This window comes from Sphingobacterium mizutaii, assembly GCF_900187125.1.
Lineage (GTDB): Bacteria > Bacteroidota > Bacteroidia > Sphingobacteriales > Sphingobacteriaceae > Sphingobacterium > Sphingobacterium mizutaii.
Genome location: NZ_LT906468.1, coordinates 2,230,026 through 2,252,952, shown reverse-complemented (window position 1 = coordinate 2,252,952; position 22,927 = coordinate 2,230,026). Strand labels below are relative to the sequence as shown.

Here is a 22,927-nt window from a genome sequence, read left to right as displayed (position 1 = left end):
CGGTTAATCATTTAATGACTTACTGATACGGTCTATAGAATTGAGCAAATAATCTAAAGCATTTTTACCGGTATTAGGAAAATCCACTCCCGCTTCCCAAGTAAAATTTTTGCCTTTCATACCATTGCTGATCATATAGATATCACCATATTCAGACAAGCCTTTCAGTTCACTTTCCATAGAACGGTGGACCGGAAGATCCAGATCATCAACCATACTTGGAACTTTTTTAGTGTTGAACAACATGGAGAATTTATTTTTCTTGGCGATAGCAGCAAATCTTCCTGGTTTTCCTTTAAAGGTTTTATCCTTGATCTGTTGCATTTGCTCTAAATCATTGCCCAAGAAAACTATCCCTTGCTGGATCAAGATGTATGGAGCAAATTCATCAACCTTTCCGCCAACAATCTCATAGATTCCATCATGGTTTACCATATTGTTCTCAATCTCTAAAATAGCAAAGATTTTTTCAAATATGCGGGTATCATCGGAAGAGAACATCCACAAATAGTTGGGGATTTTCTCCATTTTGGTTTTTTCTACCTCTTGATAGTTGTAATCATCATCATATTCATAGTCAATATATTTCACTTCTTTTTGGGTAATTCCATTCAAGATAAATAGGTTATCGCCCTTGAAAACTTTTGCTACAGCCTTTTCATCAACGATAATTCCCATACTGGTAGTGAATAGGTCGATGATCTTCTCTACTTTACCATCCATTCCACCATAAATTCGTTGTACGATCCTAGGCATATGGGTTAAGTAAGCTTCTGTATTGACATTGAAAGAAAGGAACCCTAATGCATCGTCATTTAAGTAGGTCAAAAATTTAGGATTGATTTTCTTATTGTAAATCTCCTTATAGAACCTGGTCATCTCCTTATCGAAGCTAAGATCGCCGAGGATCTTCATCCTATTGCCGTCAACCACAACAGTACTGTTGATATTTTCGTAGCCATATTCAAAACTTGGTTGTCCACTCATATATCCATACAGCAGGTTCCTTGGGTAATAAAAGTGCATCAAGCTATCAAACGAACCTATTTCTATTCTAAGCAGTTCATTATCCTTCATAGATGACATTTTTTTCGATTTATAACTCTTGATGTTTCCGGCTATAATTCGATCCATGAGGTTATTGACCTCTTGGTTTACAAAAACGTTCTTTATGGAGTCATTGTGATTAGAAGCCTGACTGTATTTCAAATAATAATCGTCTTGGTATTCATCTTTTTCCAAAACAGAATCCACGTATTTAAACTCATCCGGGACCATCGGTGGTGCGATATAACCTTCTTCCCCAGGTTGAGCCACTTTTTCGGGAGGTAATGGTAAACTATACAAATCTGAGGTATCTCTTTCCACTGGAGCTTCTTCCTCAATTTGATATACAGTGTCCGCAGCTTCTTCCCAAGCGTTCCAATCCAAGGTACTATCTGCTGCCACTGCTATTGAATCCGCTGCATCATAGTCGTAATCATAGTCATAGTCATCTGCTGCATAATCGTACTCAGGCATTTCCAAAAGTCCAAATTTCTGCTTGATGTCCTCACGACTAAAATAGTTGTCCATTGGCACAGCAGTTAACAGGAAAATAGTATTTTGATTCCAACTGATACGGAGCGTCCTATCTTCATTATAAACGGTACTTAGGTCACCTTGCACATCGATTGTATATTCTTCAGGAAAGATCGATTCAAATTGCGTTTTATCTTTTAATGGCAACATTGCTCCGAGGAACTGCAAGCTATCATTGACATTGGAATACAGATATGATTTGGCATGGATATCAATACCTAATTCTTCAATATTCTCAGATTGAAAATTGCTGTTGTCTTCCGCAATTTTTTCAAATAGACCAGCTCTTTTCAAGATACCATTCAGTTGTTGGGCACTCGCATGTTTGAAAAATCCTTTCCCATTTAATGCGACCACCACTTTAGATTCAGCAGGAACCTTAGACAAAAGATCTTGCGAATATACATTCCCTCCCAGACTTACTGCCAATAAGGCGATGGCAAGTTTCAAGTTATTCATATATGTTTTATTAGATATTCTTAAATTATTTAAGGACGATATTGTTAGATAGATTAGCCTTACCATTGATCAAGCTAGGCACTGAAACCTTCACCATCACGGCTTGCTTGTTTCCAGAAACTTTACCGCTCGTATTGTCCTGCTTAATGACCGGGGTTTGAAAACGGTAAATACTGGTATAAAATGCCTGATCAAATGATTTTTGATTCTCAGGCTTTAATTTGTCAAATTCCTTTTTGGCTTCCGTACTATATTTATAGTTTCGAACGAAAGTTTTATTACTTGGATTAAAACTATAGCTAGAGTAACTGTTAAGCTTGGTTTTGAAATGCTTAGATAGCGTTTCCGTATAGGAATTTAAAGCTTGTACGTTTTGGAAATCGCAAGAAATACTTGCAATATAATTATTAAAATCAAGCCTGTAATCTACATTGCTGATTCCTTTGGTATTCTTTAACAACTGAACGATCGTTGCCACTTCCTTCCTGATCTCTGCTTGATTAGGAATCTTAAATCCATCAATCTTATCTAATTTCATAAGGGAGGAAACCTTTGTACGGCTTTTGCTCATGTTCAACGTCCCTACTATGGATCCGCTGCCATTACTCTTCATATCGATCTCTTCGACCACATCAAAACAGGAACTAAGAAATAAACAAACAATAGAACTGATAGCAAGTAACCCGATTTTCCTGATTTTATTCAACATATTAATAGTATTAGCAATCCAAATTTTCAATCTTCGAAATTATCAACTTAAACACAATAATCATTCACTGATTTCAGTGATTTTTAAACTTAATGCTTAATGAACCATTCTACAAGAAACAGAATGCGATAATTATATAAATAAACAATATTTTCAGCTTCCATTTTATTAGCTAAATCATAGCATGCCCCTCAGATCTGAGGAAGTTTAATAGTATGATAGCCTAACAAATATCAGTATTATCAGCCATAACAAACAAAAAAGGCCATCTACAAATTGTAGACAGCCTTATAACTCCTTATTAACAATACCTTAGTAGTTGTATTTTTCTACTGATTTAATTTCATTGTTACCTTCAGTAAAGACCAAAGTCGGTTGATAGGTCTCCGCCTCTTCTGGACTTAGGTTCACGAAGGAAAGAATGTGCACTGTATCGCCTACTTTGGCATGCAATGCTGCACCACCATTCATACAGACTTCACCACTTCCTCTCTTTCCAGGAAGTACATAAGTCATGATACGACTGCCATTCACCGCATTATTGATATAGACTTGCTCATATTTTACAATACCAGCTGCATCTAATAAATCCGCATCGATGGTGATCGAGCCATTATAACTCACATTTGCTTCTGTTACTTTTACCGTATGAATTTTTGCTTTTAAGATTTTTAATTCCATTTTTTATTGTACTTTTTAGATAGACTGTTTTAAATTTAAATTATTAATATCTAATGTTTTAAACACTATTTCTTTATCCTTATGTTTAACTATATGTTTTTTATGGTGTATATGATAACTAAACTTGAAATCATGTAAATCAGTATAGGCAATGTCCGAACTACCAATCACGGAATATTCAACTTCGCCCTTATGGTTAAACTTACAGATTTCAGCATCATCATTATTTACTGAAATAGAAAACCAACCTCCTTCTCCCAAGCCTCCTAACCATTCAGCAGAAGCAGGAAGATCCTTTGGGCGCTTAGGTTCCTCTATGAATCCTAACAAAAGATCGTTTGGAACTTCATGCGATCTTGAACTCAGGAAATTTGGTTTCAAGAGGTCGATCTGGAACCTTAAAGATTCCCAACGTCCCATTTTTTTCTTTTCCAAAACAGCTTTATGATAACAATAGATCTCGTTATCCAGTACAGCATTGACCACGTTGCTGGTCGGACTGGCTTTCAAACATTCTGGAAAAAAAATCTTATTGCACCGCGGATCGTTCTTTTCCATGGCATTGACCAAGATCTGTGCAACGTACCTAGAGCAACTGTTGTTATTTGGTGCAATAGCTCCGTATAAAATCGGTCCTTTATCCACCAGGGATTCTGCAAATTCTACCCCTTTTTGAAAGGAAATATTATCTGCTATTGAACATAATAATCTCCCGGCTCCATGTGTGGCAGACTCTTTCTGGGAAAGTTCAATCAAAATCTCTTCGAAATTCAACAGTTGATCATCTGCGGAAAACCTCGCTTTGCTGAACAGCTCCAACCTAGGATCAAATTCGCTGGACCTCGCTCGACCAAATCCTCTTGGGACTATATAACGTCCAAAATCAAAATATCTGAGGTCTCCTGTTTTTCTTTCAATAAGAACTATAGCTGCATGACCAACTTTGAAATTGAGGTTCTTAACAACCCCTAATTTCTTTAATGCTGCCATCCATAACTCATCACCCCTAGCCGTTTGGTCTGGCCAAGCGATTGGAATTGCGATATCGTTATATTGATGCATTAAAGTTCTCTTTTATTTTTTTATGAGGATGATGATCCTGATACAATTTATTAATATATCGACTACCATGGTCTGGAAAGAACAACACCAATTGATCATCTTCTTTTAAATCCATTTTATCAACATTCTCGTCCAAGGCAGCCAGCACGGCGGCACTAGAAAAACCAAGCAATTCACCCTGTTCTTCCAAATACTGATGGGCCATGGAGACCGATTTATCCTTTCCGATTTGAAAAATATGGTCCACAACCTGTTTGTCAAATGCTCCTGGGATAAAAGTCCGGCCAATACCCTCAATGGCATCAAAACGAACTTCTTCTTCAGGAATCGGTTTGTTTTCCATAAACAAATGGTAGACAGAGTTTTTAGGTTCTACTCCCCAAATCTTAACTTGAGGATTATGCTCCTTTAAAAACCGCCCGATACCCGAAATAGAACCACCTGTTCCGACACCTACTAAAACATGGGTGACAGCAGCATTAGTCTGTTGCCAAATTTCTGGTCCCGTTGTCTTATAATGTGCCTTGATATTGTTCGAGTTATAATATTGGTTCGTAAAATAGGTATTTGGGTTATTGGAGCAGAACGCCTGCGCAAGATATTGAGTAGAATTGAAAACATGTAAACCATTTGAATTATCGCAGCGTTCTATTTCCGCCCCATAACTCTCTAATAATTTAATCTTTTCATCAGAACAGCTAGCGGAAACAAATATCTTTGATTTATAGCCTAGCTCCTTTGCAATAAGCGCTATGCTGATACCTGTATTACCACTACTGGCTTCAACAATGGTTCCTCCTTCTACTATTTTATTGCGTTTAATGGCATCTTCGACCATAAACCATGCAGCCCTATCTTTGGATGATTTTCCAGGATTATAAAACTCTTCTTTGATTAATATATTTGTTCTATAACGCTTGGATAAATATTCATCCCTTCGTAACGGTGTATTCCCAATAAAATCCTTTATCAATATTCCCTTTGTTTAGTTTTTATAATTTAACGTCAATATACTTAAGATTATTCTACTATAATAACCTAAAACGTGCCAAAAAGTTTATTAACAGTATTGATACAATCCCAATTGGATAAAAAATCGAGGTTAATAACCTAACTGCCAGGAAATACTATTCAAAACTTTTAATATTAGGAAACTTAATAAAATTACAATAAATTTTTAATAAAGTCTATAATGCGCTGTCCTGCATTAGCATATTCATACTAAAAATTGAAATCCTAGCTTATTTTTATAGTTTTGTTGTTAAAGTTTATCGATATGAAACCAAAGACCATAGTAATCGCTGTATTATTGGCCTTATTAGCCATTGTCCTTTTCAATAACAAAGAGGAAGCATCTTTTTGGCTATTTGGAGACATCCGAACTTCCAAATTGATTATCCTAGGGATATTCTTTCTGTTAGGAGTAGTTGTCGGTGCTATTTTATTTAGAAGAAAAAATAAGCATCCTAAAGAATATGGCATTACAAACAGCGTCAATCCGACTGAGGATCAAATGTACCTGAGCAACGACGATGAAATGACGGATGATGACAGGGAATATATCAGAAGGGATTAAAAGATATGGAATGGATCAGTCATCATCTTTGACTGATCCATTTGTGTTTTTTGCTTTTGATTTTTTCATACGGCCAGACTTCTGTAAACCTTGATGTATCAGAAACTCAATCTGTCCATTGACACTCCTAAATTCATCTTGAGCCCATGCTTCCAATAGCTTAAAGGTTTCTTCATCTATCCTGATCACAAAACTCTTTTTCATAAATCTTTCTTTACTATTTGGAACAACTCTGTCTTAATTATAAAGAGTTCCTGTATTTACAATAGGTTGAGCTGCCTTTTCACCACATAGAACAACCATCAAATTACTGACCATGGCCGCTTTACGTTCATCGTCCAGTTCGACAATATTCTTGTCTGATAGCTTTTGCAATGCCATCTCAACCATCCCTACAGCACCTTCTACGATCTTGGCCCGTGCAGCAACAATAGCTGATGCCTGCTGACGTTGCAACATAGCACCTGCAATTTCTGGTGCATAAGCAAGATGGGTAATCCTTGCTTCTTCAACGACTACACCTGCTTTGGAAAGACGCGCGGAAAGTTCAGATTCTAGGATTTTATTTACATCCTCACCCCCATCACGTAAGGTCAAATCGGCATTTTCATCCTCAAAACTATCATAAGCAAAACTAACAGCAAGATGCCTCACTGCTGCCTCGCTCTGCACCCGTACATAATCCATATAGCTCTGAACCTCATAAGCTGCTTTGTAGGTATCGCCAATTTTCCATACAATCACCGCTGCAATCTCGATCGGGTTTCCCAGTTTATCGTTTACCTTCAAGGTTTGTCCTTGTAGGTTCTCTGACCGAAGGCTGATTTTCTGTGCTGTAAAAAAGGGATTGATAAAGAATAATCCATTTGCCTTAATGGTCCCTACATATCGACCAAATAGATTCAATACCCGAGAATGGTTTGGATTGACGATAATCAACCCTTTGATAATAACGACAAATACAATAAACAGAATGATCAATACCGGCACATATCCTATTTGCCCATTTGAACCGATCTGTATAAATGAAAAAATAATTCCTAAAAGGCTTAAAAACAAAATCCCTAATGCTAAATAGCCTGAAGTTGGTTTAATGATCTTTTCCATAATTTTAGATTTATTATGATATTATTTTGATATCATAAATATATAGATTTTTTGGTTTATTTTTCCAAGAAAAAATCATAAAAAAAGCCCCTATTGGGGAATATTCAATGGGGGCTGATATAATAAAGGCTACAACTTCCTTCTACCTTACAGAAAGCTATAAAATCCTTATTTAGCAGTACATTAATATGTTAAGTTCCTACAACGAACTCCTTACTTCAGGCTTCAACGTACCATCAAACTTTTTCTCTACAATCAAAATCGCCTGAGGTCTCATCGTAAAACTTTGTTTTTCACCGAAGGACTCTTTATATTTCAATAATAGCTCCGCTCCTTCTTTGTTCAATGAAATGGAATCAATGCTTGGTTTTAGATCTGAACTCGCTGAAATGATAGCTATAACAAACTCCTTTTCAAAATCAATCTTACTGGGTATTCCAGAGTCTCCCATGCTAGCTGCAGGAGAAAAGAATTCGTCAAATGCCTCTTGAGATTCCAGCTTAAAGGCGCCATTCTTATCTTCAGGTACTTTATTTTTCACAAAGTAATTCTGTCCAAGGGCAAATGGTACAGGTTCCATATGGGATTCTTCAGGGATTCCAATGCTGTCATTTGTTGTATTTCCATCATGGTTGGAAGAAGTATTATTATTACATGCTGTCAATAATAAGCCAATCAAGATTAAGGGGATAAATAGTTTTCTCATCGTACAATCAATATTTTATATAAAATAAAGAAATGAAACAGGAATTTGTTTGTATTGAATCACAAACACTAACCATAATTCACAGCAAATTTCAAAAAAACAAAGAGCTTCTATAGGAAGATCCTAAAGAAGCTCTTTGTTTTGAAACCATACATTTTCTTAAGGTTTAGGTTCCTTATCCCCTCCTATCATTTTAGAAGTGATTCCTTTTTTATTTGAATTTTCAGCAATAAAAATCCCTACTAGGTGAAGGACCACAAAAATAGGAAACCAATAAATTCCCCATTTATGGATCGATTCAATACTTTCTTTCCATTGACTAAAAAAGCCCTTTTCAATACAGATACCAGTCACTGCAGAAATCAGTACGAAGAGATAGAAATATACATAGGTCAAGCCTTGCAGGCGTTCCTTTAATGGTTGGGCTTTCAAAAAAGGGTTTGGAAACCTAATACCTTTAACCAACATATAGATAATCCTTGCCAAAAAAGAAAAGATCATTATATGGGCAAACAGTTCATGCCATTCCCACATCGGTTCTCGGATAGCCTTGATAATCTCTGAAACTTGCTCCTTTGTAATTCCTGGTACATTCTTTTCCAAAACAGGAATAATGTTGTTCTTGCCCATCCAATACATCCTTAGAAAGCCTGTAATGAACAGAACCGGCATAGCAAATGCCATAATCCAGTGCAATAAGCGATGGAAAATTGAAAATTTTCGTTGAGCGCTCATAATAGAATATTTAGCCTAATTAAAATATTTACTGAACTCCATATAGGAATCATGAAGCTTGGCAACAATTGCAATGGCCTTTTCAGGATTCTTCTCAGCCTCTAATTCATTAACCAACTCCATGTGTGGGTGTAGCCATTTATGCAATTCATCGTGCCCTTTTCCATCCATGGTACAGCTTTTAATGAGCTGATCATTCTGTTCCTTTAATTCTTTGGCAAGTCGCACATTATCGGTTTGTTTCTCTTGAGAATAAACTTGAAGAAGGTCTACCCCTTTCAAAACGAATGGCTTCATCTCCTCATTCATTGTCCATTTCTTCCCATTGTTCAATTCCAGTTGTCCTTCAGCATGGTTATGCTGATGCTCCGCATGGCTTTCTGCATCATGATTGTGTGCATGTTCCGAATTTTGATGGCAGCTCCAAAATAAGATGCTGCTAATCCCCAATAGCATTAATTTTTTCATATTCTGTTTATTTTGTTTTAATCATTTTTAATACTCCATTGACCACGTCCTTACCATCCTTGATCAGATCCGTTTTATTTCCGGACAATTTCCATTTGAGGACCGTAAGACGAATACCCCCCAATAAAATGGTTGATAAAGTAGAAGGATGGATCTGCTTACTAAAATCACCATTCAATTGCCCCTTTACTATGTTTTTTTCAACATAACCTTGCATCAATTCCAAGATCTGGGAAACCTTAAGACTCAGGCCTTCATCAAAATGGAAGATATTCTCAGCAAATATCACACTCACCACTGCCGGACGCTCGGTAAATGTCTTAAATTGAAAATTGAAAAGATCAATAAGATTTTCAGAAGGACTTTTCTCCTTATTAAGAGATATACTTGAGATCCTATTTTCCATCCTTGTGATAAAATAATTGAGCAAGCTCATAAGAATATCATTCTTGCTCTTAAAATGTCTATACAGTGCGGGTTCTGTCACATTGATATCTGAAGCTAGGTTCTTGATGGTCAAATTCTGTATGCCATATTGGTCTATTCGTCGAGTAGCAGCTTCTATGATCTCAACTTGCCTATCTGTATATCCTTCTATTTTCATATCAACAACATTATGTTAGTTAGTATTCACTAACAAAGTTAAGTATTGTTTAACAGATAAATACATAAAAAGCTATTGATTTTAAGGAAAGTATTATGGAGAGAGAAATAGGACCAATTTATTGGTTTAGTATTTTGCACTACTCCTATTGGATTATTTGACTTTTCCTATATTCGGTTGCTGTTTTTCCGGTCCATTTTTTAAAGGCTCTAACAAATGCACTAGACTCTGCATAGCCTAGAATACTGGAAATTTCCTTAACCGAAGAGGCGCTGTTGGTGATGTAATTTATTGCCAAAGATTTCCTTACTTCCTCTACAATTTGGAGATAAGAAACACCTTCTTGTTTGAGCTGCCTTTGAAGTGTCCTTACACTAATATTGAAGTTGCCAGAAACAGATTCAATTGATAAGGAGAATAGAAAGGAATTAGCAATTAAAAAATTAAAGATTCTCTTTGAAAGGTCGCCGTTTAAAGAAGATGGATTCTGTAATAAGCCAATTTTATCAATTAATAAACTTTGAATTTCATAATTAGCCGTGATGATTTTAGTATTTAGGTATTTCTTCTTGAATTCCAAGATGTAGTTTTCACTCTTTTTGGCATGACAACCTAAAATAGCTTCATACTCTTTCTGATACTGTTTTTTATACGTTGGGAAGCTCGCTTGGATTGGCAAAGGATTTTCGAGAACCAATCCTTTTACCTCATAAAGGATAAATGACAACAAAAAGTCCCCCATCTGATCCTGTGCAGTTGCTTTATCGGAATGTCCATCTAATTTTTCAAAAGTGATAGTAAAGGTTTTATCCTTTTCCTCTAATTTGAGACTATAGAAATCAGTCAATAAATGAACCATAGCACAAGCCTGCTTTAATGCGTCCTTTACAGTGCTGCTCATCTGGATGACCTGACCAACTATGCCAAGTGCTGCCAATTGCATGGAGGTCCCAAAATGGAAACCTGCCAATTCATTTTTTGAGAGATGGATGATGTTCTTCCAAATGATTTCCATTTGAAGATTTGAAACATTAAACGTTGATTTTGCCTGAAGGTCTTGAATTTTAAACCCAGCAAACGAAGCCAGTTTATCAATATTTAATCCTCTCTCTTTACAAAATACGAACAATGCTTGCAAAAATATTTTCCTGTAATCCATAGTCTAAAAGTATAAAGATACCAATCAAAAGTCCAAATATTGGCATGAGATGTCAATCTATTGTCGCCTAATGATAATTAGCAGCACAGTTTAAGAGGATAACTTTGTAGAAACAAATTCAAAGACTATGGTACTAAAAAATGTTTTACTGATAAACGCTATCAGTTCAGGAATGACAGGTTTATTGATTGCTCTCAATTCAAAATTGGTAGCAAGCATATTTAAAGTAAGCAATACAGGTCCAATTATTGGAGTTGGAATTTTCTTAGTTATCTTTTCCCTCTTCGTCCTTTTTACAGTCTTTATGCACCTCCAAGACAAGGCATGGACTAAATTTATTATAGGAATCGACATCACTTGGGTTCTGTTAAGCGTAATTGCGACAGCCCTGTTGTATTCTTCCATAAGTATGGTTGGATCTACAATAATTCTAGCAGTTGCTGCTTGGGTGGGATTAATGGCCTATTTACAAACTAAGACCTTAAACAAAGTGTAACGATGGATAAAACAAGAGAATTTATTAAGGATTTCCTCAAGTATATGCAGGCAAGAGATTTGAAAAACATGGTAAATCTTTTTGCAGAAGAAGTAGCTTGGGAAATCCCCGGAGATACAAAAAGAATAAAATGGTTAGGAGTTAGAACCTGTAAAGCAGAGGTTCAACATTTTTTCAAGCTCCTTTGGACAGAAACTCAACCCATATCTGCTGAAATACATAAGATAATTTGCGATCAAAATGATGTTATGATAAAGGGGGCATTTACAACTAAAATGTTGAAGACTAATGAAAATGTAACCTCCATCTTCTTTATCCATTTTAAGCTTCAAAATATGAAAATAGTGGAATATACATTATTAGAGGACAGTTTTGCTGTTTCAAATGCATTTAATAGTTCGAATAGTTTTATTTCCTGACTGGCTTATTGACCGCTAGAACATACAATTATTCGAATCCCGAGCGGGCACAATGCCTTGGGTATTCCCTTGATCTGATCCCGCTGGGAGTGGTTCAGCCCCGCAAACTCCAAACACGTACACATACCCTGAACCTTCTCTGGATCGAGCCAAAATTGATTCCTGCGGTGCATGTCCGTCAGGCCCTGAGCCCAATCCGGAACATGTAATTATTCGAATCCCGAGCGGGCACAATGCCTTGGGTATTCTCTTGATCTGATCCCGCTGGGAGTGGTTCAGCCCCGCTAACCCCAAACACGTACCCTGAACCTTCTCCGGATCGAACCATAATGAATGCCTGCGGTGCATGTCCGCCAAGCCCTCAGCCCTACCCGGAACATGCAATTATTCGAATCCCAAGCGGGCACAAAAAAAGCCTCAATCTATGATTGAAGCTTTTTTTGTGATCCCGCTGGGATTCGAACCCAGGACCCATACATTAAAAGTGTATTGCTCTACCAGCTGAGCTACGGAATCGTTGTTCTTTTATCGAGAACCCTTCGTTGTTTGAAGTGATGCAAAGGTAGGTTTTTTCAGGACAATTCACAATCTAAAAATACTTTTTTTTCATTATCCCATTAAACAGCCTGATTATAAAACAATTATTTTTCCTAAACCTCTTTCCTGCCCCTAAAAACAGCCAATAGCTGGATTACATGTCCACATATCCAATTTTCTCTCCTTCCCAACATTTTGAAAACGCATACTTACCCAAGAATTCTCCTAGAATACACTCAGCAGAAATGAAAACAAGCAAATTAAGTGTTGAAAACCAACAGCTTATAAATTTATGTAGAGATATTGTAGATGCTTTTTCAAGGGACGTATAAACATTGTAGATTCTAATTAATTGTATCTGTCCCTAGAATTGAAAAACTTTGGATAACAAAAATAGAAACTATGTTTTTCATATTCGGTGTCAGAAAAAGTCGCATTGGAACTCAGGTTTGTTCCTCAGTCTGCAGTTACTGCCAGCAAAAGGATACGCTCGCCCTGATTGCTTATCAAAATTACTTTCATGTGTTTTGGATTCCCTTATTCCCCCTTTGGAAGGAAGTGCATTCTGTTTGTGTTCATTGCAAGCAACAACGTAGAATGAGTGAATTCAGTCCTGAGGTGAAACAGGAAGCTATCGAGTTAAAAAAACAGTCAAAAACACCGTTTTTCACCTACGCCTTGCCGGCATGCTTCCTCCTATTTTTTATTATCAGTGCTATAGTACATTCAATTAAATAAAATATTAAACAATAACATTATGAACAACAAAACATTAGCCGTAGTCGCTTACATCACACTTATTGGTTGGTTAATCTCTTATTTTTCGGGAAAAGACAATGCAGATGATTTCTTAAGATACCATTTGAGACAAGGTCTTGGCATCTTCGTTTTCGGTATTTTCCTTTCCATTATCTTGAATATCCTGATGATGGTAACTGGAATTTATAGCCTTGGTTACATTGGATTGATCAATATCGTATTGATGATTATTGGAGCAATCAATGCTTCGAATGGAGTTATGAAACCGCTTCCAATTATCGGTTCATTCTTCGAAAACAAATTCAAATTCATTAGCTAGGCTAATTGAATACTCACAAAAACTATACATAAATCATTAATTCACTTAATAAACAGATCAATATGAATTACAAGACCATATATATAGGGAGCCTGTTGGCAATGGCCTTGATGGCAAGTTGCAACAATACGGACAAAGCAAAATCAGGTGAATCCGAAAGCACTATTGGCGGACTATTCAGCGGAAAGGATGACAAAAAAGAAGCTAATGAAATCATTACTTTCAACAATTCCATTGTTAAAGTGGATAATTCCCAAAGCTCTGCTATCCAAACCTTCGCCAATAACTTCGATAGCTTCGAAAAATTTGTTCATGACAAGGTGCAAAATCCAGATGGTTTTATGACCATCCCACCGATGATGATATTCCCTCCTACTATCCATAACCTGAAATCCCTGGTTTATCCTGATGGACAGAGCAAAGAATTCAAACCGCTTATCGATCAGATGAATGAAAGTTTTGATGCCATCAAGGAAATTAATAAGGAGGTAGATGCTTATAAATCTGCTGAAGATTGGAAAGAAGATAAAGGACAGAAATTGGTGGAATTAAGAGAGAAAGCTACCAATGAAATCAAGAAGTATCGCGAGGCATCAGCTGCTGTCTTTGCTAAATTAAAACCACTAGCTGAAAAAGCAGAAGAAACTACTTTAGCTGACAATCCTTTAAAAGATCAATATCTAGGATCCAAAAAAATCTTGGAATTAGTGCAGAATACGACTGATATCGCTTTTGAAACTGAAGATCAAGCCAAATTGAACACAGATTTCAAAAAACAATATCAGGAAATTGAAAAGCTTTACAAGGAAAACAAGGACAATGAAATCTCCAAAGACTATCAAAGTAAGGTTAGGTCGTACGGAATTTTCAATGATGATGTGAATGAATTCTTAGGCAAAATGAGGATAGCACAACGTGAATTGGATGCAAATACTCCTTTAAGCGAAAATGCATTGACGGGACTGGAAAACGCTTCTGAAAACGTTTTAAGATCCTATAACGCATTTGTAGATTAATAGTCCACAAACACGCTATTGCCTTGGATTCGATCAAGGCAATAGTAATTATTTAAAAAAAACAATAACCTTCAATTGGATGCTTTTATTTCTTCAGCTTCCACAAAATCACGATCATTGATGAAAAACAAAAGATTATTGCTGCCAACCTTAAAAATACTTACCCTAGTCTTTGGCTTTTCCTTTTTGACCAGTTGCGACTTTTTTTCCAGCTCCAAAAAGGATTTCCAATGGAATGATGAAGTTGCAACATTGACAGGAAAGGACTTAAAGTCTTGGTTAAGAAAAGCACCTTTTTCCAATGAACTTAAGGGTAATGATAATGAAGTTATGTTTAGCAATGCTGAGCAGGTATTCCCTTTCTTAGGAAAATATTACAACAGTGTTGAGCAACAAAAAAAGAACTATTCCGATTCAGAAGCCGGACATATCTATCAGACAGAAACAATATTGTTCCAAGACCCACATTGGGGTGATCTATTCGTCAATGCGGCATTGATGTACAACAATGATGAACTTTACCTGAGTGATAGCAATATTGAAACCGGAGACCCGATGTTTGAAGGAAAAGATGCAGTTTTTAATACCTATCACGGCGGCTTAATGGAAACAGCTGTACATAGCAAGGCTCAGGACACCAAAAATGGCTTATATTGGGGCTCCAATAGCACGAAAGTATACTTATTAGCCTTTTACCAAAAAAACAACCTTGCTTTTGAAGTCGCTGTACCTTTGATCGGACAAGACACTCTGGCCACATTGAACAAACTGAAAGAAGTCAACACAGCCCTTGGATTAAATGTTCCGGAATGGGCTAATGCCCAATTAAAGGATCTCAATCCGCTTGATAACAATGGCACTTTTTGGAAAGATCCTTTTCAGGGATTTTTTGCTGTAGACTACTTTATACAGACAGTTTTTCTTAAAATCTTAGATACCGATTTTAAAGAAGAACAATCCTCATCAGATGAAGACATTCATCAATTTTCTGCAAACCACAACGGTGGTACTGCGAAATTCAGTGTCAAAACTGCAACTAGCACCTTGAATTTTGAAGATTTTGAAAAGAAATACAAGGATTTAGCTCATTATGAATACTTCCATAAGAAAGTCTATTACGAAGAAAAAGAAAGTGGAAATGAAGTCCAAGGTAAAGCTTACGCTTTCTATTCCAAGGATAAAGTATTGGAATTTGAATTCAGCTATCCTAAAAACAACCCAGAACTGAAAAAACAGATGCATTCCATCTTGAAGTATGTCAAGATCACGAATCCCTATTAAAAGATAATTGTATAGTATAGTTTATTAAGTGAAAAACCCCTTTGGCCATAGACCTCAGGGGTTTTATTATTAAAAATAGAGAATAGACTTAATTAAAAATTGTATCATTAACTATCTTGATTTCATCTTGAGAGATGGTGTGACCCATATTCGGATATATTTTCTCCTCTACTTGGGCACCTAATCCGCGCATCAATTTGCTGCTTTCCTGAACACGCTCAACAGGAACATGGAAATCAGGATCTGAGGTACCGATAAATACTTTAGTACCATCAAAATTACCAGTATAGTGGTCAGGATGCAGTTTCTCACCGATCAATCCTCCGGTGAAAGCAACAATACCACCGTATTTCTTTGCATTTCTACTGGTATATTCTAGGGTCAAACAAGATCCTTGGGAGAATCCCAGGAAATAAATGTTCTCATTCTCAATTCCCTTTTCATTAGCGATTTGAACTGCTTCTCCAATTAATTCTAGGGCAATATCTAAATTTGGTTGATTAGAGATAATTGGCGCAATAAAGGAATGCGGATACCAAGTATTCTGCTCAGCTTCAGGACCTAGCAATAAATAATCATTAACTTTTAAATATTCAGCAAGCCCCATGATATCCTGAGCAGACCCTCCTCTACCATGAATCATGATTAAGGCTTTCTTCGGGTCATTGATGTTTCCACTTTGATATACTTTTGACATAATCTTTTTATTTAAATTTAATCAATCAACAATTTAATGATGAGGCAGATGCACAACATCCGCCTCATAAAATAAACTTATTTCAATACAGGTAATACTTTCTCGATTGCAGACCTCTGAGGCTCATATTGTTTAGGCAATTTCAATGAATTACCTAATTCTGCCAATGGTTCATCCACATCAAATCCAGGATTTTCAGTAGCGATTTCAAACAATACACCTCCTGGTTCACGGAAGTATAAGGAGTGGAAATAATCCCTATCAATTTGTGGTGTGATCTGTAAACCAGCTGTCATGATTTTTTCACGCAATTCCATTTGATCCGCATCATCCTTAACTCGGAAAGCAATGTGGTGATTGGTTCCTGCCGTATTGATACCTCTAGCTGCATTCTCATCCACTAAAATGTCAATGATATTCGCTGTATCAATATTTTTGCTTTTAAACCTGAAACGATTTCCTTCTTGAGCGATTTGTTCGTAATCCAACAAATCAGTCAAAACTTTCGCAGTAGGCTCTAATTCCCTTAAAGTTAACGTGCTGTTATGAAAACCTTTAGTTGCCACTTCTTTACTTACCTCTTCAGTTGACCATCCTGTTCGGTTATCAGCATCTTTTGGAACAACCAAGGATAGATTCAATCCATCAGGATCAAGGAAAGGGAAATACAATTCTCCAAATCGTTCTACCACCTCACCGGTCAAAACATTGTTTTTACCAAAACGTTCGGTCCAGAACTCTAAACTTCCTTCTGGAACAGAATACGCAATTTCTGTTGCCATTCCGCCGCCAGTTCTACCTTTGCCAATTCCTTCCCAAGGGAAAAAGGTTAGGATGGTTCCAGCATTACCTTTTTCATCTCCATAATAGAAGTGGTAAGTTCCTGGATCATCAAAATTCACGGTTTTCTTAACCATTCTTAACCCAAGGGTATTGGTATAGAAATCGTAGTTTCTTTGCGCCAAATTAGCTATGGCTGTTATGTGGTGTAACCCTAATACTTTATTGTTCATCTTAATATTCCTTTCTATTTATACCTTAATTATTTGTTTTTGTTTATTTGCTATACAAAGGTGACTAAATCTGTATAGCTGTGCATTGATGTATGGTAAGAAGTATCCCTCTTTGGTAACTAAAGTTACAAAGCCTAGGTTTTCAGAATGTTAACTTTATACTAACCATTATTTAGACTTATGGATACACATTATAAAATCATCATCATCGGTGCTGGTACGGCAGGTATTATGACCGCTGCCCAGCTGCTCAAAAAGGATAAAAACTTAGAAATTGCCATTATTGACCCCGCCAAGAAACATTATTATCAACCGGCATGGACATTGGTTGGAGCTGGTGCCTATGATTTTGATAAAACTGTTAGACCAATGAAAGACTTGATCCCCGAAGGTTGTACCTGGATCAAACAAGCTGTAATCTCTTTCTCTCCTCAGAAAAACAGCATCCAATTGGACAATGGAGAGGTTTTAGAATATGATTTCTTGATTGTTGCCTGTGGTTTGGTCAACGATCTCAGCCTAATCGAGGGATTGCAAGAGGCAGTAGACCGGGGTGTGGTATGCTCTAACTATATCGACCCAAAATATACTTGGGAGTGCATTCAAAACTTTAAAGGTGGAAATGCGGTATTCACCCAACCAACGACACCGATTAAATGTGGTGGAGCTCCACAGAAAATAATGTACTTGGCATGTGATTATTTTAAGAGAAATAATCTATCTGACCAAGTGAATGTAACATTTGCAACTCCAGGTTCTGTGATTTTCGGTGTAAAAGTTATAGCCGATACCTTGATGCAGGTCATCAAACGCTATAACATCAATTTCAAACCTTTCTATGCCCCTATCAAAATCGATTCTGACAAGAAAACCATCACCTTTAAGAGTTCTGACCCAAAGGATAACGAATGTGTGATCAATAAGGGCGATTCAGATGAAGTTCCTCAAGCTATGGAGCAATTTATTGAAATGCCTTTTGACCTTTTACATTTAGCACCACCTCAAACGGCACCTAAATTTGTAAAGGATTCAGAATTGGTCAATGATGCTGGCTGGCTCGATGTAGATATCAACAGTATGCAACATAAAAGATTCGCCAATATCTTTGGACTCGGCGATGTAGCTGCATTACCAACGGCTAAGACTGGTGCCGCTATCCGGAAACAAGTTCCTGTGGTGGTTGACAACCTGTTAAAATTAATGCAACAACAAGCTGCTGACAACAAAACCTATGAAGGCTACTCTTCCTGTCCTTTGGTAACGGGTTATGGAAAAATGGTATTGGCAGAATTTAATTATAAAAATGAATTCACTCCAGATCCAAAATTGAAACAAATGCTGATCAAGGATAGCAGCAAAGAGCATTGGCGCTTATGGCTATTGAAAAAATATATTTTACCCCACCTCTATTGGAACAAAATGCTCAAGGGCGAAGAGGTGTAATAAACTAACACTCTACCTATAATTTTTTTTAAAATTAGCGATGTAAACTGGTTGGCAGATCTGTCGGCCAGTTTCTTTTTTGAAGGGATTAATTAAACCTAAACTTCACCAACTTCTCCTGCTGGAATCTGGCCTCCCACTCTTTTGGACTATAGCCAAAATGTTTCTGGAAATTCCTGATAAAGTGAGAGCTCGAACTGAATCCTACCATATTGGATATCTCATAAACCTTATAAGAACCACTGTTCAGTAATTGGGATGCTTTCTTGAGCCTCAGGTTGTTGATCAATTCATTCGGAGATAAATTGGAAGTTTGCTTGATCTTTCTATACAAAGTTGGCCGACTGATATTTAATTTATCCGCCAAAAACTCCACACATAAGGAGGTATCATCAATATGGTCTACGATGAGCTGCTGTAATTTATCCATGAAATCCTCTTCAATGGAATTCCCTAGCAACAGATCCTCAGGTTCAGGATGCTGCGCATAATGTTCCTTCACAAACATCCTGTTTTTTAACAAACTCCTAATCTGCGCCTGCAAGAAGGAAGGTGAAAAAGGTTTTTCAATATAAGCATCTGCCCCATGTTCCAAACCTTCAATCTTTGCTTGAAGGCTATTTTTAGCCGTAAGAAGAATAAAAGGGATATGCTTATAGTTCTGGTTTTTCTTCACCTGCGAGCAGAGCTCGAAACCGTCCATCTTAGGCATCATCACATCAGAAACGATTAGGTCGATATGTTGTTTCTGCAATACCTCCAACGCCAGATAGCCATCATGCGCCTGCACGATATCATAGTCATCACATAGATCATCTGTCAAGAAATCTAAAATCTCTTGATGATCATCTACCAATAGAATTATTTTACGGACCTCTATTTCGTGTGACATTTTCTTATAGGTTTTTGGGAATAGCGAGAACGAATATATTTAAATTTTCGGAATTCTCTACATACCTTAAGTCACCCGAATGTAGCAAGGCAAATGAATGTGCCAAAGCCAGTCCTAAGCCCGAACCTTCAATTTGACTATGTTTGTTGGAACGATGGAAAGGCTTAAACAATAAGTCCACCTCCCTTCTATTCAAGACATGCCCATCATTTTTAAGTTCCAATATCCAATAGTTCAACTTATCATCATCGATCAACTGAACATCAACCATTTTATCAGCATATTTAAGCGCATTGGAAAAAAGATTCTCGACAATTTTACTGATCATATCCTCATCTATTTTACCTTTAACACCTTGTTGTATATGCTGGGTCAATACGATTCCCTCCAATTGAAAAGAGGCTTGATAATCATTAATAAACTCGGCAATAAACTCAGATATATTGCATACTGTCAGGTTAAGCTGCTTTTCATCAGTTTCAATCTTTCGGAAATCCAAAATGCTGTTTGTCAAACGCACCAGCTTTTCGGTATTCTTCTGCATGGTCGTCAATAGCCTATCCGTTCTATCTTCAGCAAGGTTTTTATTATCAACCAACTTTTCCAATGGTCCCTTAATTAAGGTCAATGGTGTCTTGATATCATGGGCCACCTGCGTAAAGAAATCCAGTTTAGCTTGATACAATCTCCTTTCCCGGTTTGCATTGATCTCCATCAATTGCCTACGATTTCGTTCCTTGATTTGGTTATCAAAATATTGGTAAACAAAAAATACAATGAGGATCAGGATAATAGCATAAACGGCAAAAGCTAAGCCACTTGCCCAAAAAGGCTTGTTCACTTCGATTGGAATGGATATCTCATCCGAAATAATCCTTCCTTGGCTATCGAGTGCCTTCACCAATAAGGTATACTCCCCTGAAGGCAATTTCGTATAATAAGCTCTGTTTTCCTTAGATACTACCCAATCATTGTCAAATCCTTTCAGCTTATATAAATAAGAGGTAGAAGCTGCATCTACATAATTAAGGGCCGCAAAATCTACTTGAATAGTAGATTCATCATAATCAAGCATGACCTTATCATAACTCAGCTTGGTAAATTTCTCAGCATATTCATAATTGACTTCCAAATTTCTTTTGGATGACCTAGCAAAGGTGAAATAGATAGGAACCTTGGTTTCGCTATTCCTTTCTCTCAACAAGGAGTCTGGGTGAAATTTAATCAAGCCGTTGGTGGATCCAAAGTACATATTTCCTTCTTGATCCTTGAACATGGAATTATAGTTAAACTGTAGGTTTGACAAGCCAAACTCTTTATTATAAACACTTAACACATAAGTATTGATATCAATACTGATCAAACCATTGGTACTGGATAACCACATGTTATTATTTGAATCCTCTTGCATCGACAGGATCAAATTACTCGGTAGACCATCCGATTTGGTAAATCGTTTGACGATTTTATTGTCTTCCGAACATATCGTTAAGCCGTTCTCAGTTGCTATCCATATTTTCCCTTCCGAATCCTGTTGTATCCTATTGGTCCGGTTGCTATTGATGCTAGATTGGTTATCCCAATCATGCTTAAAGACTTGGCTGTTTTTCAAATCAGGATCGATTAGATAAACACCATCACGCCAAGTAGTGAGCCAAATCCGGCCCATCCTATCTTCCAACATGGAGGTAAAGAAAATAGAATCAGGAACAGCTTCTACCACTTTAAACCTATCCTTCCCCGGAAAAAACTGATACAAGCCATTTGGAGTCGTAAAGAAAACCCGTCCATCTTTGGTCTTATAAGTACTCATAACGAAATTTGAACCTAGTTCGGAATGGGTATTTTCTTGGGTATAATGGGCGATGATCTTTTTGCTGTTTATATTGATAATGTCCAGACCATTATTGAAAGTGCCAACCAAAAGACTGTCACCAACGATTTCCAGTCCATGAATATTATTATGGGATAGACCATTCTTGGTAGAAAAATGTAGGAAGGTATCATTCCGCTTATCCCAGAAGTTCAATCCATTATCTTCCGTTCCAATCCACAGGTTCCCATTTTTATCCTGTCTTATTTCACGGACTGCATTTCCAGAGATTGAATTCGGATTCTCCATTGGAAATGTCCTTTCAAATAAATTATGCTTATGATGAAAGTAATTGAGTCCCCCAAAATAGGTTCCTATCCATATTCCACCTTGATGGTCTTTTAAAATGCTATATGCCGCATTATCTGATAAAGACCAAGGATTGTCCCGCTCATGGCAAAAGACCCGCCAAGCATTATTCCTGGTATCTATTACGACCAATCCGGACTCCGAGGCAATCCACAATTCGTTCTCATTGATTTTCTTGATATCGCGAACAAACAACCGGGTTCCATTCTTTACAAAAGGAATGACCAGATCAAATCTCTTTGATTTCATATCGAGCGATATCAAACCATTATGTTGGGTGCCGATCCAGATTTTATTGTCATTTTCGAAGGCAATGGATTCAACATTGAGTGATTTCTCCTGATTGACCTTGAATTCAATCCTGTTTTTACCATCAACCGACAACAAACCTTGATGACTCGCAGCCCATACCTCATTTTTGGAATTCTTAGTCAAGGCAGTCACATAAGTATCAGGGAATAGTGGTTCAGCTTTAAGCTCCAAGGCTTTGGAATTCAGTTTAAATAGTTTGTAACTGGAGAGAAACCATAAATTATCCTTTCCATCATGCTGCATCTCAATGATTTCCTTCATTTCAGTCCCGGGGACTATCTTGAAGGTTTCCGAATTAGCATGAAATTTATACAGGCCATTATCGGTCCCAACCCACAGCACGTTGTATTGGTCTACCAATAGACAAGTAATATAATTGCTGGTTAGCCCATTCCTAGCCTCAATATCACTGAAATATTTTTTGAAGGTATAACCATCGAACCTATTCAGCCCATCCTTGGTACCAAACCAGAGGAAACCATTCTTATCTTGGGTACTGCAGAGCACTGCATTATTAGATAGGCCTTCGGTAATATTTAAATGGTCAAAATTGAATACCTGCCCCCAAGCTTTGCCAAGGAAAGAAATAATAAGGACCGTAAATAGCAGCAGGTTTTTCATCAAATAGGTTTACCATTAGCAAAATAAGAATTTTCCTGAAAAAGAAATATCTCCCTTCTCTATTATGGCACTTGTAACAAGCTTTGATACAAA

Annotated in this window: 23 protein-coding genes and 1 tRNA gene; 7 read left to right on the top strand and 17 right to left on the bottom strand. The window is 37.0% G+C overall.

Annotated elements, in window-relative coordinates; all coding sequences use genetic code 11:
* Positions 1-3: 3 nt before the first annotated feature.
* From CKW03_RS09660 to CKW03_RS09640, 5 genes are all read right to left on the bottom strand, one after another.
* A complete protein-coding gene (locus CKW03_RS09660; protein WP_093096192.1) occupies positions 4-2,040 on the bottom strand; it encodes a hypothetical protein in 2,037 nt (678 codons plus the stop codon).
* Positions 2,041-2,065: 25 nt separating this feature from the next.
* The gene (locus CKW03_RS09655; protein ID WP_093096191.1) at positions 2,066-2,749 is read right to left on the bottom strand and encodes a hypothetical protein; all 684 of its coding nucleotides are present in this window, start codon (positions 2,747-2,749) and stop codon (positions 2,066-2,068) included.
* 312 nt (positions 2,750-3,061) lie between these two features.
* On the bottom strand, positions 3,062-3,430 hold the full coding sequence (panD, locus tag CKW03_RS09650) for an aspartate 1-decarboxylase (RefSeq protein ID WP_093096189.1): 369 nt from the start codon (positions 3,428-3,430) through the stop codon (positions 3,062-3,064).
* 15 nt (positions 3,431-3,445) lie between these two features.
* A complete protein-coding gene (locus CKW03_RS09645; RefSeq protein WP_093096186.1) occupies positions 3,446-4,492 on the bottom strand; it encodes a DUF6695 family protein in 1,047 nt (348 codons plus the stop codon).
* Complete coding sequence (locus tag CKW03_RS09640; RefSeq protein WP_157739473.1) at positions 4,479-5,465, bottom strand: PLP-dependent cysteine synthase family protein; 987 nt, start codon at positions 5,463-5,465, stop codon at positions 4,479-4,481. The genes CKW03_RS09645 and CKW03_RS09640 overlap by 14 nt, the downstream gene beginning before the upstream one ends.
* Positions 5,466-5,768: 303 nt before the next feature.
* Here CKW03_RS09640 and CKW03_RS09635 point away from each other — a divergent pair, with 303 nt between their 5' ends.
* Positions 5,769-6,068 (top strand): LPXTG cell wall anchor domain-containing protein, encoded by a 300-nt coding sequence (locus CKW03_RS09635; RefSeq protein WP_093096182.1) that lies wholly within the window; start codon positions 5,769-5,771, stop codon positions 6,066-6,068.
* Positions 6,069-6,083: 15 nt separating this feature from the next.
* Here the strand turns inward: CKW03_RS09635 and CKW03_RS09630 are convergent, their stop codons facing one another.
* The 7 genes from CKW03_RS09630 to CKW03_RS09600 all read right to left on the bottom strand — a co-directional run bounded on the left by CKW03_RS09630 (position 6,084) and on the right by CKW03_RS09600 (position 10,847).
* Positions 6,084-6,272, bottom strand: a complete 189-nt coding sequence (locus tag CKW03_RS09630; RefSeq protein ID WP_093096180.1) for a type II toxin-antitoxin system antitoxin — start codon at positions 6,270-6,272, stop codon at positions 6,084-6,086.
* 33 nt (positions 6,273-6,305) lie between these two features.
* Positions 6,306-7,175 carry an SPFH domain-containing protein gene (locus CKW03_RS09625; RefSeq protein WP_093096178.1) on the bottom strand — a complete coding sequence of 290 codons (870 nt, stop codon included), beginning with the start codon at positions 7,173-7,175 and terminating at the stop codon, positions 6,306-6,308.
* Positions 7,176-7,374: 199 nt separating this feature from the next.
* On the bottom strand, positions 7,375-7,881 hold the full coding sequence (locus tag CKW03_RS09620; protein WP_093096177.1) for a hypothetical protein: 507 nt from the start codon (positions 7,879-7,881) through the stop codon (positions 7,375-7,377).
* A gap of 159 nt (positions 7,882-8,040) precedes the next feature.
* Entirely contained in the window at positions 8,041-8,616 is a 576-nt protein-coding gene (locus CKW03_RS09615) for a cytochrome b/b6 domain-containing protein (protein WP_093096173.1), read from the bottom strand.
* A gap of 15 nt (positions 8,617-8,631) precedes the next feature.
* The gene (locus CKW03_RS09610) at positions 8,632-9,084 is read right to left on the bottom strand and encodes a hypothetical protein (RefSeq protein WP_093096172.1); all 453 of its coding nucleotides are present in this window, start codon (positions 9,082-9,084) and stop codon (positions 8,632-8,634) included.
* 7 nt (positions 9,085-9,091) lie between these two features.
* Entirely contained in the window at positions 9,092-9,688 is a 597-nt protein-coding gene (locus tag CKW03_RS09605; RefSeq protein ID WP_236736453.1) for a TetR/AcrR family transcriptional regulator, read from the bottom strand.
* Positions 9,689-9,833: 145 nt separating this feature from the next.
* The gene (locus tag CKW03_RS09600; RefSeq protein ID WP_093096170.1) at positions 9,834-10,847 is read right to left on the bottom strand and encodes an AraC family transcriptional regulator; all 1,014 of its coding nucleotides are present in this window, start codon (positions 10,845-10,847) and stop codon (positions 9,834-9,836) included.
* A gap of 127 nt (positions 10,848-10,974) precedes the next feature.
* On the opposite strand from CKW03_RS09600, the gene CKW03_RS09595 reads away from it, so the two are divergent.
* Both CKW03_RS09595 and CKW03_RS09590 read left to right on the top strand, forming a co-directional pair.
* Positions 10,975-11,343 (top strand): hypothetical protein, encoded by a 369-nt coding sequence (locus CKW03_RS09595; protein WP_093096168.1) that lies wholly within the window; start codon positions 10,975-10,977, stop codon positions 11,341-11,343.
* Between the two features lie 2 nt (positions 11,344-11,345).
* Entirely contained in the window at positions 11,346-11,762 is a 417-nt protein-coding gene (locus tag CKW03_RS09590) for a nuclear transport factor 2 family protein (RefSeq protein WP_093096167.1), read from the top strand.
* Between the two features lie 443 nt (positions 11,763-12,205).
* Here CKW03_RS09590 and CKW03_RS09580 read toward each other — a convergent pair.
* Positions 12,206-12,278, bottom strand: a tRNA-Lys gene (locus tag CKW03_RS09580).
* Between the two features lie 778 nt (positions 12,279-13,056).
* Between CKW03_RS09580 and CKW03_RS09570 the strand changes: the two genes are divergently transcribed.
* The 3 genes from CKW03_RS09570 (at position 13,057) to CKW03_RS09560 (ending at position 15,674) form a co-directional block, all read left to right on the top strand.
* A complete protein-coding gene (locus CKW03_RS09570) occupies positions 13,057-13,377 on the top strand; it encodes a magnetosome magnetite crystal formation protein family (protein ID WP_093096161.1) in 321 nt (106 codons plus the stop codon).
* 62 nt (positions 13,378-13,439) lie between these two features.
* Entirely contained in the window at positions 13,440-14,393 is a 954-nt protein-coding gene (locus tag CKW03_RS09565) for a DUF3829 domain-containing protein (protein ID WP_093096160.1), read from the top strand.
* Between the two features lie 120 nt (positions 14,394-14,513).
* Positions 14,514-15,674 (top strand): hypothetical protein, encoded by a 1,161-nt coding sequence (locus CKW03_RS09560; RefSeq protein WP_093096158.1) that lies wholly within the window; start codon positions 14,514-14,516, stop codon positions 15,672-15,674.
* Positions 15,675-15,762: 88 nt separating this feature from the next.
* Here the strand turns inward: CKW03_RS09560 and CKW03_RS09555 are convergent, their stop codons facing one another.
* Positions 15,763-16,371, bottom strand: a complete 609-nt coding sequence (locus CKW03_RS09555; protein WP_093096156.1) for an alpha/beta hydrolase — start codon at positions 16,369-16,371, stop codon at positions 15,763-15,765.
* A gap of 77 nt (positions 16,372-16,448) precedes the next feature.
* Positions 16,449-17,384: a ring-cleaving dioxygenase gene (locus CKW03_RS09550; RefSeq protein ID WP_093096154.1), complete on the bottom strand. Its 936-nt coding sequence runs from the start codon at positions 17,382-17,384 to the stop codon at positions 16,449-16,451.
* Between the two features lie 180 nt (positions 17,385-17,564).
* Here CKW03_RS09550 and CKW03_RS09545 point away from each other — a divergent pair, with 180 nt between their 5' ends.
* Positions 17,565-18,827, top strand: a complete 1,263-nt coding sequence (locus CKW03_RS09545) for an NAD(P)/FAD-dependent oxidoreductase (protein WP_093096153.1) — start codon at positions 17,565-17,567, stop codon at positions 18,825-18,827.
* An 88-nt stretch (positions 18,828-18,915) separates the two neighbouring features.
* Here CKW03_RS09545 and CKW03_RS09540 read toward each other — a convergent pair whose 3' ends face one another.
* Together CKW03_RS09540 and CKW03_RS09535 are read right to left on the bottom strand one after the other, a co-directional pair.
* Complete coding sequence (locus tag CKW03_RS09540; protein ID WP_093096150.1) at positions 18,916-19,719, bottom strand: response regulator transcription factor; 804 nt, start codon at positions 19,717-19,719, stop codon at positions 18,916-18,918.
* A 4-nt stretch (positions 19,720-19,723) separates the two neighbouring features.
* Positions 19,724-22,834 (bottom strand): ligand-binding sensor domain-containing protein, encoded by a 3,111-nt coding sequence (locus CKW03_RS09535; RefSeq protein WP_093096149.1) that lies wholly within the window; start codon positions 22,832-22,834, stop codon positions 19,724-19,726.
* Positions 22,835-22,927: the final 93 nt, after the last annotated feature.

Excerpts from the sequence above, each read along its gene's own strand:
- CKW03_RS09560 (WP_093096158.1), top strand. The coding sequence starts at position 14,514 with ATGAAAAACAAAAGATTATTGCTGCCAACCTTAAAAATACTTACCCTA.
- CKW03_RS09570 (WP_093096161.1), top strand. The coding sequence starts at position 13,057 with ATGAACAACAAAACATTAGCCGTAGTCGCTTACATCACACTTATTGGT.
- CKW03_RS09620 (WP_093096177.1), bottom strand. The coding sequence starts at position 7,881 with ATGAGAAAACTATTTATCCCCTTAATCTTGATTGGCTTATTATTGACA.
- CKW03_RS09555 (WP_093096156.1), bottom strand. The coding sequence starts at position 16,371 with ATGTCAAAAGTATATCAAAGTGGAAACATCAATGACCCGAAGAAAGCC.
- CKW03_RS09590 (WP_093096167.1), top strand. The coding sequence starts at position 11,346 with ATGGATAAAACAAGAGAATTTATTAAGGATTTCCTCAAGTATATGCAG.
- CKW03_RS09635 (WP_093096182.1), top strand. The coding sequence starts at position 5,769 with ATGAAACCAAAGACCATAGTAATCGCTGTATTATTGGCCTTATTAGCC.
- CKW03_RS09605 (WP_236736453.1), bottom strand. The coding sequence starts at position 9,688 with ATGAAAATAGAAGGATATACAGATAGGCAAGTTGAGATCATAGAAGCT.
- CKW03_RS09625 (WP_093096178.1), bottom strand. The coding sequence starts at position 7,175 with ATGGAAAAGATCATTAAACCAACTTCAGGCTATTTAGCATTAGGGATT.
- CKW03_RS09660 (WP_093096192.1), bottom strand. The coding sequence starts at position 2,040 with ATGAATAACTTGAAACTTGCCATCGCCTTATTGGCAGTAAGTCTGGGA.
- CKW03_RS09545 (WP_093096153.1), top strand. The coding sequence starts at position 17,565 with ATGGATACACATTATAAAATCATCATCATCGGTGCTGGTACGGCAGGT.
- CKW03_RS09565 (WP_093096160.1), top strand. The coding sequence starts at position 13,440 with ATGAATTACAAGACCATATATATAGGGAGCCTGTTGGCAATGGCCTTG.
- CKW03_RS09550 (WP_093096154.1), bottom strand. The coding sequence starts at position 17,384 with ATGAACAATAAAGTATTAGGGTTACACCACATAACAGCCATAGCTAAT.
- CKW03_RS09655 (WP_093096191.1), bottom strand. The coding sequence starts at position 2,749 with ATGTTGAATAAAATCAGGAAAATCGGGTTACTTGCTATCAGTTCTATT.
- CKW03_RS09540 (WP_093096150.1), bottom strand. The coding sequence starts at position 19,719 with ATGTCACACGAAATAGAGGTCCGTAAAATAATTCTATTGGTAGATGAT.
- CKW03_RS09630 (WP_093096180.1), bottom strand. The coding sequence starts at position 6,272 with ATGAAAAAGAGTTTTGTGATCAGGATAGATGAAGAAACCTTTAAGCTA.
- CKW03_RS09645 (WP_093096186.1), bottom strand. The coding sequence starts at position 4,492 with ATGCATCAATATAACGATATCGCAATTCCAATCGCTTGGCCAGACCAA.
- CKW03_RS09595 (WP_093096168.1), top strand. The coding sequence starts at position 10,975 with ATGGTACTAAAAAATGTTTTACTGATAAACGCTATCAGTTCAGGAATG.
- CKW03_RS09535 (WP_093096149.1), bottom strand. The coding sequence starts at position 22,834 with ATGAAAAACCTGCTGCTATTTACGGTCCTTATTATTTCTTTCCTTGGC.
- CKW03_RS09615 (WP_093096173.1), bottom strand. The coding sequence starts at position 8,616 with ATGAGCGCTCAACGAAAATTTTCAATTTTCCATCGCTTATTGCACTGG.
- CKW03_RS09610 (WP_093096172.1), bottom strand. The coding sequence starts at position 9,084 with ATGAAAAAATTAATGCTATTGGGGATTAGCAGCATCTTATTTTGGAGC.
- CKW03_RS09600 (WP_093096170.1), bottom strand. The coding sequence starts at position 10,847 with ATGGATTACAGGAAAATATTTTTGCAAGCATTGTTCGTATTTTGTAAA.
- panD (WP_093096189.1), bottom strand. The coding sequence starts at position 3,430 with ATGGAATTAAAAATCTTAAAAGCAAAAATTCATACGGTAAAAGTAACA.